Origin of the sequence: Streptomyces sp. MBT65, from assembly GCF_016612545.1 — a bacterium.
GTDB lineage: Bacteria > Actinomycetota > Actinomycetes > Streptomycetales > Streptomycetaceae > Streptomyces.
This window is the reverse complement of sequence record NZ_JAENRY010000299.1, coordinates 1-10,191: the sequence shown is the minus strand read 5'-3', so window position 1 is coordinate 10,191 and position 10,191 is coordinate 1. Positions and strand designations below refer to the sequence as shown.

9 protein-coding genes and 1 pseudogene are annotated in these 10,191 nt (G+C 71.6%); 8 read left to right on the top strand and 2 right to left on the bottom strand.

Annotation, left to right across the window (positions count from 1 at the left end):
* Positions 1 to 13: 13 nt before the first annotated feature.
* Together JHN63_RS41610 and JHN63_RS41605 are read right to left on the bottom strand one after the other, a co-directional pair.
* Positions 14 to 904, bottom strand: a complete 891-nt coding sequence (locus tag JHN63_RS41610) for an aminoglycoside phosphotransferase family protein (protein ID WP_200690322.1) — start codon at positions 902 to 904, stop codon at positions 14 to 16.
* A 50-nt stretch (positions 905 to 954) separates the two neighbouring features.
* A pseudogene (locus tag JHN63_RS41605) lies at positions 955 to 1,191 on the bottom strand (DUF4439 domain-containing protein); the annotation flags it as partial.
* A 419-nt stretch (positions 1,192 to 1,610) separates the two neighbouring features.
* Between JHN63_RS41605 and rimP the strand changes: the two are divergent.
* From rimP to JHN63_RS41565, 8 genes are all read left to right on the top strand, one after another.
* The gene (gene rimP, locus JHN63_RS41600) at positions 1,611 to 2,117 is read left to right on the top strand and encodes a ribosome maturation factor RimP (protein ID WP_200690321.1); all 507 of its coding nucleotides are present in this window, start codon (positions 1,611 to 1,613) and stop codon (positions 2,115 to 2,117) included.
* A 2-nt stretch (positions 2,118 to 2,119) separates the two neighbouring features.
* On the top strand, positions 2,120 to 3,118 hold the full coding sequence (nusA, locus tag JHN63_RS41595; RefSeq protein ID WP_200690320.1) for a transcription termination factor NusA: 999 nt from the start codon (positions 2,120 to 2,122) through the stop codon (positions 3,116 to 3,118).
* 90 nt (positions 3,119 to 3,208) lie between these two features.
* Complete coding sequence (locus JHN63_RS41590) at positions 3,209 to 3,487, top strand: YlxR family protein (protein WP_200690319.1); 279 nt, start codon at positions 3,209 to 3,211, stop codon at positions 3,485 to 3,487.
* A gap of 146 nt (positions 3,488 to 3,633) precedes the next feature.
* Positions 3,634 to 6,831: a translation initiation factor IF-2 gene (infB, locus tag JHN63_RS54455; RefSeq protein ID WP_200690318.1), complete on the top strand. Its 3,198-nt coding sequence runs from the start codon at positions 3,634 to 3,636 to the stop codon at positions 6,829 to 6,831.
* Between the two features lie 137 nt (positions 6,832 to 6,968).
* Positions 6,969 to 7,262 (top strand): DUF503 domain-containing protein, encoded by a 294-nt coding sequence (locus JHN63_RS41580; protein WP_019064765.1) that lies wholly within the window; start codon positions 6,969 to 6,971, stop codon positions 7,260 to 7,262.
* A 38-nt stretch (positions 7,263 to 7,300) separates the two neighbouring features.
* Positions 7,301 to 7,750 (top strand): 30S ribosome-binding factor RbfA, encoded by a 450-nt coding sequence (gene rbfA, locus JHN63_RS41575; RefSeq protein WP_200690317.1) that lies wholly within the window; start codon positions 7,301 to 7,303, stop codon positions 7,748 to 7,750.
* Positions 7,747 to 8,652, top strand: a complete 906-nt coding sequence (gene truB, locus JHN63_RS41570; RefSeq protein WP_200690316.1) for a tRNA pseudouridine(55) synthase TruB — start codon at positions 7,747 to 7,749, stop codon at positions 8,650 to 8,652. Before rbfA ends, truB begins: the two co-directional genes overlap by 4 nt.
* A gap of 279 nt (positions 8,653 to 8,931) precedes the next feature.
* On the top strand, positions 8,932 to 10,191 hold a 1,260-nt coding region (locus tag JHN63_RS41565), incomplete at its 3' end, for a trypsin-like peptidase domain-containing protein (RefSeq protein WP_374222992.1).

The window sequence follows — 10,191 nt, the reverse complement described above, 5'->3', positions numbered from 1 at the left end:
GTCTAGCGGGGACCTACAGCCACCCGGCGAATTCCAGCAACAACTCGGCATCCCGGGGCCGCCCCACCCGAAGCGCCCGAACCCCCGACTCCACCGCCCGGAACAACGTCCACCCCCGCAACCGCTCCTGATCCACATCCAGCGACTCGGCAAGTCGCTTGACCCGCCGCCGAGTTGTCGAGGCGCCCGAAGGCGTGGCGATCAGATCCTCCACCCGGTCCCGCACCAACCGAGCCAGATCAAACGCACACTCACCAACGACCGGATCCGGCCCGACGGCAAGCCACGGCACCCGCTCACCCGCCAGCACCTTGCTCTGCCGAAACGTCCCATGCAGCAACCGCACCTCGGGCGGCGCGGCCAGCAACGCCTCCCGTGCGTCCAGAGCCGCCGAGACCAGCGAGGCGACCTCCGCCCCACCGCCGCGCATGGCGACCGCCTGCCGCCCCGTCCGCTCGGCCACCGTCTCGAACGCATGGTCCCCGGGCGGCTCCACCCACAGCCGCCGCAAGGTCCCCGCCGCCTCCAGCAACGCCTTCGCCTCGGGCAACGACCGCACCGACACATCCGGCTGCAACCGCTCCAGCACCAGCACACCCTCGGCGGCGAACGGCTCGACAAGCTGCACGGCACCCAGCCCGCCCCAGCGGGCCAGCGCGGCCCGCTCGCTCTCGGGACGAGCCCGGCGGGGGGCCAGCTTCAGCACCGCCGGGGTCCCGTCCGGCCGCCGTACCAGCACGACCACGCTGCTGCGCCCACCGGGAACCTGCACCCGCTCCACGGTCAACTCGCGTAGATCAACGGCGTGTTGGGCCAGCTCGGGCAGCTTCTCCAACCAGTCGTCACCGCTCGGTGCCGTCTCCCCGAGCGCCCTCACCAGACGCCGCGGCGGTTCGAAAGCCATGCGCGAGTTGTTCCCTTCCTACGGTCCTGCCGTGTGCGTCCCCGTACGGATCACGCCGTGGGTGTCGCCGAGGCCGTGGGAGTCGCGGCCCGCTCGGCGAGACCAGGGAAGGGTACGCTCCCGCCGCGCCAGCGCACCGCCCGCACCGCCGCTTCCCGCAGCGCCTCGGTCGCCGTGCCGCGCACCCCGTCCGTCGAGGCCCGCACCAGGTCGGAGTAGACCCCGGCCACCCGGTCCTCCAGCTCCGCGGCGAGCCGTACGGCCGCCGCCGAGTCCGGCACCGNCCGCGTCGTAGCGCTCGAGGAGGGTCGCGCTGTCGGTGGCCGCACGCGCGCGTGCGTGTTCGGCGGCCGACTCGCTGCCGCCCGTGGTCTCGGAGTCGTCGGCGCCACTGGAGCAGCCCACCAGGAGGGCGGCTCCGGCGGCCGAGGCGAGCAGGCTCCTTCTGCGCGGCCCCGGAAGGGTGCGCGGAGGTGGGGGGAACGGCACGGCAGATCGTCCTCGGGGGGCTCGTACGAACGAAAAGGCGGGCAAGAAGGCGGGAAGGGCGGCACGCCCGTGATCACGGTACCCGCGCACCTGCCCGACGGCAGTCACCGGCACCGGTCCGTCCACAGGTGGACGGCAACACACCCTGGGAGCGGATACCCTTTGAGCAGACACGCGCCCTACCCACAACAGCACACGCGGCCGAGGAGTCACCCGGATGAGCACGACCCAGAGCGAGAGGCTGCGAGAACTGCTGGAACCGCTCGTCGGCTCCCAGGGACTCGATCTCGAAGAGGTCGCGGTGGACTCGGTGGGACGCAAGCGGGTGCTGCGCGTGGTCGTCGACTCGGACACGGGTGCCGATCTGGACCAGATCGCGGATGTGAGCCGCGCGCTCTCCGCCAAGCTCGACGAGACCGACGCGATGGGCGCGGGCGAATACACCCTTGAGGTCGGGACACCCGGTGCCGAGCGCGAGCTCACCGAACACCGTCACTACGTGCGTGCCACCGACCGGCTGGTGAAGTTCCAGCTCGCCGAGAGCGGTGAGCTGGTCGCCCGGATCATCGACGTGGACGACGACGGCCTCGACGTGGAGGTGCCCGGCGTGAAGGGGCGCAGGCCCACCGCCAAGCGGCTCGCGTTCGCGGACGTCGTCAAGGCCCGCGTCCAGGTCGAGTTCAACCGCAAGAACAAGAACGACGACAACGAAGAGGAGGCGTAGCCGTGGACATCGACATGAGTGCCCTGCGGGGCTTGGTGCGGGAGAAGGAGATCTCCTTCGACCTGCTGGTCGAGGCGATCGAGTCGGCGCTCCTCATCGCCTACCACCGCACCGAGGGAAGCCGCCGCCACGCGCGCGTGAAGCTCGACCGGGAGACCGGTCATGTGACCGTGTGGGCGAAGGAGGACCCCGAGGACCTGGAGGAGGGGCAGGAGGCGCGCGAGTTCGACGACACCCCGTCCGACTTCGGCCGGATCGCCGCCTCCACCGCCAAGCAGGTCATCCTGCAGCGCCTGCGGGACGCGCAGGACGACGCGACGCTCGGCGAGTACGCGGGCCGTGAGGGCGACATCGTCACCGGAGTCGTCCAGCAGGGCCGCGACCCGAAGAACGTGCTCGTCGACATCGGCAAGCTGGAGGCCATCCTGCCGGTGCAGGAGCAGGTCCCCGGCGAGACGTACCCCCACGGCATGCGCCTTAGGTCGTACGTCGTCCGGGTGGCTAAGGGCGTGCGCGGTCCGTCCGTGACGCTGTCCCGTACGCATCCCAATCTGGTGAAGAAGCTGTTCGCCATGGAGGTGCCGGAGATCGCCGACGGGTCGGTGGAGATCGCCGCCATCGCGCGCGAGGCCGGCCACCGTACGAAGATCGCCGTCCGCTCCACCCGCAGCGGTCTGAACGCCAAGGGCGCCTGCATCGGGCCCATGGGCGGCCGGGTGCGCGCGGTGATGGGCGAGCTGAGCGGCGAGAAGATCGACATCGTCGACTGGTCGGACGACCCGGCCGAGATGGTGGCCAACGCGCTCTCCCCGGCCCGGGTCTCCAAGGTCGAGGTGGTGGACCTCGCGGCCCGCTCCGCGCGCGTGACGGTGCCGGACTACCAGCTGTCGCTGGCGATCGGCAAGGAAGGGCAGAATGCCCGACTCGCGGCCCGGCTCACCGGGTGGCGGATCGACATCCGTCCGGACACCGAACAGCCGTCCGACCAGGGCGGGGAATAGATCTCGGCCGCGAGTGGCTTAGATCACGACAACAACCGTTCGATTCTTCCCCCGCAGGGGTGAGGTCGGTGCGGGGAGGTAGACTTAGCAGTGTCTGGCCGGACGCGAGCCCGCGCATGCCCTGAACGCACCTGTGTGGGGTGCCGGGAGCGAGCGGCCAAGAGAGAACTGCTGCGGATCGTGGCGGTCGAGGGCGAATGCGTCCCCGATCATCGCGGTACGCTGCCCGGCCGGGGTGCGTATCTGCATCCCGCCCTGGTCTGTCTCGACCTGGCGGTACGTCGCCGGGCTTTCCCACGGGCGCTGCGTGCCCAGGGAACGCTCGACACAAAGACGTTGCGTCTCTCCGTCGAGCAGGCAACACCGTAAGAGCGAGTCGTACGGAACCTCCGTGCGGCCCGGTATTCCGCGAGTTGGAAGTAGGTCGAGATTGCGATGAGCACTCGATGAGCACGCGATGAGTACGCCCATGAAGTAGCGACGGTCCGGACGCACCCGGACCTAAAAGGAGCGAAGTGGCTAAGGTCCGGGTATACGAACTCGCCAAGGAGTTCGGGGTGGAGAGCAAGGTCGTCATGGCCAAGCTCCAAGAACTCGGTGAATTTGTCCGTTCGGCGTCCTCGACGATCGAGGCGCCCGTTGTACGCAAGCTGACAGACGCCCTCCAGCAGGGCAGCGGAGGCGGCAAGCCCGCCCCCGCGCGCAAGGCTGCCCCGGCCCGTCCGGGTGCCCCCTCTCCGGCGCAGGGTGCCCGTCCGGGTCCTGCCGCCCCGCGTCCGCCGGCCCCGAAGCCGGTCGTCGCCGAGAGCGCCGCCGCGGCTCCCGCAGCCCCGGCCGCGCCCGCCGCACCGGCCTCCGCCGGTGGCTCCGGCCCCCGTCCGGGCCCGCGGCCCGCGCCGCGTCCGGCCCCGGCCTCGCCGGCGCCGACCACACCCGAGTTCACCGCGCCTCCGGCGGCACCCGCGGCTCCGGCCGCCCCTGCCTCCACCGGCGGCTCCGGTTCCGCTCCCCGTCCGGGCGCCCCGCGTCCGGCGAGCCAGGCCCCCCGTCCGGGCGCTGCCCGTCCGGCCGGTCCCGGCCAGGGCGGTCAGGGTCGTGGCGACCGTCCCGAGCGCGGTGACCGCGGCGACCGTCCCGGCGCTCCGCGTCCGAGTGGTCAGGGCGCGCGTCCCGGTGCTCGTCCGGCCGGTCCCCGTCCGGGCAACAACCCGTTCACCTCCGGTGGTTCCACCGGCATGGCGCGTCCCGGGGCCCCTCGTCCCGGTGCCCCGCGTCCGGGCGGTCAGGACCGTCCCGGTGGTGCTCCCGGCGGCGCTCCGCGTCCGCAGGGTGCCGGTCAGGGCGGTCCCCGTCCCCAGGGCGCGGCCGGCGGTGCCCGTCCGGGTGCTCCCGGTGGCGCGCGTCCGTCCCCGGGCGGCATGCCCCGCCCGCAGGGCGGCGCTCCGCGTCCCGGCGGCGGCCCCGGTGGCAACCGTCCGAACCCCGGCATGATGCCGCAGCGTCCCGCTGCCGGTAGCCCCCGTCCCGGTGGTGGCCCCGGTGGCCGCGGTCCCGGTGCCGGCGGCGGTCGTCCCGGCGGTCCCGGTGGCGGCGGCGGTCGTCCCGGTGGCGGCGGCGGCTTCGCCGGTCGTCCCGGTGGCGGCGGCGGTGGCGGTTTCGCCGGTCGTCCCGCGGGTCCCGGTGGCGGTGGCGGCGGTTTCGCCGGCCGTCCGGGTGCTCCCGCCGGTGGCGGCGGTGGCCGTCCCGGCTTCGGTGGCCGTCCCGGTGGTCCGGGTGGCCGTGGTGGCACACAGGGCGCCTTCGGCCGTCCCGGTGGTCCCGCGCGTCGTGGTCGCAAGTCGAAGCGGCAGAGGCGCCAGGAGTACGAGGCCATGCAGGCCCCGTCGGTCGGCGGTGTGATGCTGCCTCGTGGCAACGGACAGTCCGTCCGTCTGTCGCGCGGTGCCTCGCTCACCGACTTCGCCGAGAAGATCAACGCCAACCCGGCGTCGCTCGTCGGCGTGATGATGAACCTCGGCGAGATGGTCACTGCCACGCAGTCCGTCTCCGACGAGACGCTGAAGCTCCTCGCGGACGAGATGAACTTCGTCCTCGAGATCGTCAGCCCCGAGGAGGAGGACCGCGAGCTGCTCGAGTCCTTCGACATCGAGTTCGGCGAGGACGAGGGTGGCGAGGAGTTCCTCGTCGCGCGTCCGCCGGTCGTCACCGTCATGGGTCACGTCGACCACGGCAAGACCCGCCTCCTCGACACCATCCGCAAGACGAACGTCGTCGCGGGCGAGGCCGGCGGTATCACGCAGCACATCGGCGCGTACCAGGTCGCGACCGAGGTCAACGGCGAAGAGCGTCGCATCACCTTCATCGACACCCCGGGTCACGAGGCGTTCACCGCCATGCGTGCCCGTGGTGCCAAGTCGACCGACATCGCGATCCTCGTGGTGGCGGCCAACGACGGTGTGATGCCCCAGACGATCGAGGCCTTGAACCACGCCAAGGCGGCCGACGTGCCGATCGTGGTCGCGGTCAACAAGATCGACGTCGAGGGCGCCGACCCGACCAAGGTGCGCGGTCAGCTCACCGAGTTCGGTCTGGTGGCCGAGGAGTACGGCGGCGACACCATGTTCGTCGACATCTCCGCCAAGCAGGGCCTCAACATCGAGGCTCTCCTGGAGGCCGTGGTCCTCACCGCGGACGCCTCGCTCGACCTGCGGGCCAACCCGGAGCAGGACGCGCAGGGCATCGCGATCGAGTCCCACCTGGACCGTGGCCGCGGCGCCGTCGCGACCGTCCTGGTCCAGCGCGGCACCCTGCGGGTCGGCGACACCATGGTGGTCGGCGACGCCTACGGCCGTGTCCGCGCGATGCTCGACGACAAGGGCGACAACGTGGAAGAGGCGGGTCCCTCGACCCCGGTCCTCGTCCTCGGACTCACCAACGTCCCGGGCGCCGGCGACAACTTCCTCGTCGTCGACGAGGACCGCACGGCACGTCAGATCGCCGAGAAGCGCGCGGCGCGCGAGCGCAACGCCAACTTCGCCCGGCGCGGAGTCCGGTTCTCCCTGGAGAACCTGGACGAGGCCCTCAAGGCCGGTCTGGTGCAGGAACTCAACCTCATCATCAAGGGCGACGCGTCCGGTTCGGTGGAGGCTCTCGAGTCCTCGCTGCTCCAGCTCGACGTCGGCGACGAGGTCGACATCCGCGTCCTGCACCGCGGCGTGGGTGCGGTCACCGAGTCGGACATCGACCTGGCGACCGGCTCCGACGCGATCGTCATCGGCTTCAACGTCCGCGCTGCGGGCCGCGCGGCGCAGATGGCGGAGCGCGAGGGCGTCGACGTCCGGTACTACTCGGTGATCTACCAGGCCATCGAGGAGATCGAGGCGGCCCTGAAGGGCATGCTCAAGCCGGAGTACGAGGAGGTCGAGCTCGGCACGGCGGAGATCCGCGAGGTCTTCAAGTCGTCCAAGCTGGGCAACATCGCCGGTGTCCTGGTCCGCTCCGGAGAGGTCAAGCGCAACACCAAGGCGCGCCTCGTCCGCGACGGCAAGGTCATCGCGGAGAGCCTCAACATCTCCGGTCTGCGTCGCTTCAAGGACGACGTCACCGAGATCCGCGAAGGGTTCGAGGGCGGTATCAACCTCGGCAACTTCAACGACATCAAGGTCGACGACGTCATCGCGACGTACGAGATGCGCGAGAAGCCTCGCGGCTGATCGTCACAGCACGCGATCGGGGCCGGTCGGCGGAGACACAATTCCGTCGATCGGCCCCGGCCGTTGCGTGTACGGTTCCTGTATCGGCGTCCGAGACCGGCGCCCATACCCCGCACCGGCGGGACATCCGGACACACATGTATGTGGGGACTCTGTCCTTCGACCTGCTCCTCGGCGACGTCCACTCGCTGAAGGAGAAACGCTCTCTCGTCCGTCCGATCGTGGCCGAACTCCAGCGCAAGTACGCGGTGAGCGCGGCCGAGACGGGCAGCCAGGACCTGCACCGCAGAGCCGAGATCGGGCTCGCGGTGGTCTCCGGGGACACGGGACACCTCACCGACGTACTGGACCGCTGCGAGCGACTCGTCGCCGCGCGGCCCGAGGTGGAACTGCTCTCGGTTCGACGCAGGCTCCACAGCGACGAAGACTGACGCAAGCAGCACGAAGTAGTTACTAAGGAGACGGACCAGTGGCCGACAACGCGCGCGCCAAGAGGCTGGCGGACCTCATCCGAGAGGTGGTGGCCAAGAAGCTGCAGCGCGGGATCAAGGACCCGCGGCTCGGCACCCACATCACCATCACGGACACCCGCGTCACGGGTGACCTGCGGGAGGCGACCGTCTTCTACACGGTCTACGGCGACGACGAGCAGCGCGCCGAGGCGGCCGCCGGTCTGGAGAGCGCCAAGGGCATCCTGCGCTCCGCCGTCGGCACCGCGGCCGGCGTGAAGTTCACGCCGACCCTCACCTTCGTCGCGGACGCCCTCCCGGACACCGCCAAGACCATCGAGGACCTCCTCGACAAGGCCCGGCAGTCCGACGAGAAGGTGCGCGAGGTCTCGGCCGGCGCCGCCTACGCGGGCGACGCGGACCCGTACAAGAAGCCCGGCGAGGACGACGAGGACGACGCCTCCGAATGACCGAGAAACCCCGGACGCCCGACGGCCTTGTCATCGTCGACAAACCGTCGGGCTTCACCTCGCACGACGTGGTCGCCAAGATGCGCGGCATCGCCCGCACCCGCCGCGTCGGGCACGCAGGCACCCTCGACCCCATGGCGACAGGCGTACTCGTCCTCGGAGTCGAGAAGGCGACCAAGCTCCTGGGCCATCTCGCCCTCACGGAGAAGGAGTACCTGGGCACGATCCGCCTGGGCCAGACCACCCTGACCGACGACGCCGAGGGCGAGATCACGGGGTCGACAGACGCCTCGAAGGTCACCCGGGACGCCGTCGACGCCGGGATCGCCAAGCTCAGCGGCCGGATCATGCAGGTCCCGTCCAAGGTCAGCGCCATCAAGATCAATGGCGTGCGCTCCTACAAACGGGCCCGCGACGGCGAGGACTTCGAGATCCCCGCCCGCCCCGTCACCATCTCCTCCTTCGCGGTCTACGACGTCCGGGACGCCGTGGCCGAGGACGGCACCCCCGTCCTGGACCTGGTGGTCTCGGTGGTCTGCTCGTCCGGCACCTACATCCGGGCGCTGGCCCGCGACCTGGGCGCTGACCTCGGCGTGGGCGGCCATCTCACCGCGCTCCGCCGCACCCGCGTGGGCCCGTACAAGCTGGACACGGCGAGGACCCTGGACCAGCTCCAGGAGGAGCTGACCGTGATGCCGATCGCCGAGGCGGCCGAGGCGGCGTTCCCGCGCTGGTCCGTGGACGAGCGACGGGCGAAGCTGCTGCTCAACGGCGTCCGCCTGGACATCCCCGAGGAGTACACGGGCGCCGGCGCGGTCGGTGTCTTCGACCCCGAGGGCCGCTTCCTGGCACTCGTGGAGGAACAGAAGGGCAAGGCGAAGAGCCTCGCGGTCTTCGCCTGAGAGTCACTCCATGGGCGGGACCGAGGACCTGGCGGGTCCTCAACTCCCGCCCGTGGAGCGGCGGTCACGGGGTCTACGTTCCCGCCGCTCCACGGTCCCCCCTCGGTTCCCCCACCCCTAGGGTGTATCCAACCCTCCGCTTCTATTCACCCGTCCGGGCAGGCGCTCGGAGTGAACCGAGGGAGCGGAAGGGGGCGCGTTCACCACGCGATCTGTCCCGCTGATCACGCCACGCCTACCGTCGAACACAGGGCACGGGTACGGCGGGGAGGTTCGACCATGGCGGGACGTGGCCCGCGGACGGGCGGCGGCCGTCGGACGCGGGAAGCGGTAAGGGAAGAGCGGCCGACGCGGGCCGCCGCACCACCCGTCGACGACGCGGCCGGTGACGCCTCCCTGGTGCGCATCCGCGACCTCGCCGGGCGCCCGCGCGGCACCGGATTCGTCGCCGACCACCACGGCACGGTGATCACCAGCCACGAGGCGGTCGACGGCCTGCCCCGCCTCCTCCTGCACGCGGCCGGCGACCGCACCTGCCTCGTGACCGCCGACGCGGTGACCCCGCTGCCCGCGCTGGACCTGGCCCTGGTCCACACCGAGGGCCTCGGCGTCGACCCGCTCCCCGTCACCGTCAGGGACCGCGTGGAGACCGGCACCTACGTCCGCGTGGCGGCGGACCGCTGGCGCGAGGCCCGCCTCCTGGGCGCGACCTCCGTGACCTACACGGCCACCGACCGCTTCCATCTCCTGGACGACGCACTGGAGTTGGCGATCGGCACGGCGGGCCGGGACGCGCTGCGCCTGGGCGGCGGAGCGGCCGGCGGACCGGTCCTGGACGCCGGGACCGGCGCGGTGATCGGCATCCTCGGCACGGCCCTGCAATCGGGCCAACGCGACACGGGTTTCGCGGTCCCGCTACGCCAACTGCCTGCCACGGACGGTCCGTTGACCGCCCTCCTGACCCGCAACGCGGCGACCGTCCCCGCGTACGGCGCCGACCTCAATCTGGCCGGGGTCCTGGAACTGACGGCGACCTCGGTGGGCTCGGACGGCCCCCCCGGTGCGCTGGCGGGCTTCGTGGGTTCGGCCCGCGACACCGCTGGGACATACCTGGTGGAACCGGTGGAACGCCCTTCGGTGGCAAGGGAGTTCACGGAATTCACCTCGGGCCCGTCCCTGGTCCTCGGCCTCGTCGGCCCACCCGGCAGCGGCCGTACGACCGAACTCGCGGCCCTGGCCGCCCGACGCAACGGCGGTACCGAACCGGCCCCCACCCTCTGGCTGCGCGGCGCCGACCTACGGGACGGCGACGACTCGGTGGCGGACGCGGCCCGCAGAACGCTGGAACGAGCGGCCCGCATCCTGGCCGCCTCCGTCGCCCTCCCCGGCGGCCTCGGCGACGTGACCCCCGAACGACTGGCCCGGGTCGCGCGGGACGCGGGTCGCCCTTTGCTGCTGTTGCTGGACGGGCCCGAGGAGATGCCGCCGGTTCTTGCGCACCGGTTGGGGGAGTGGACCGGGGGGACGGGGGAGTGGTTG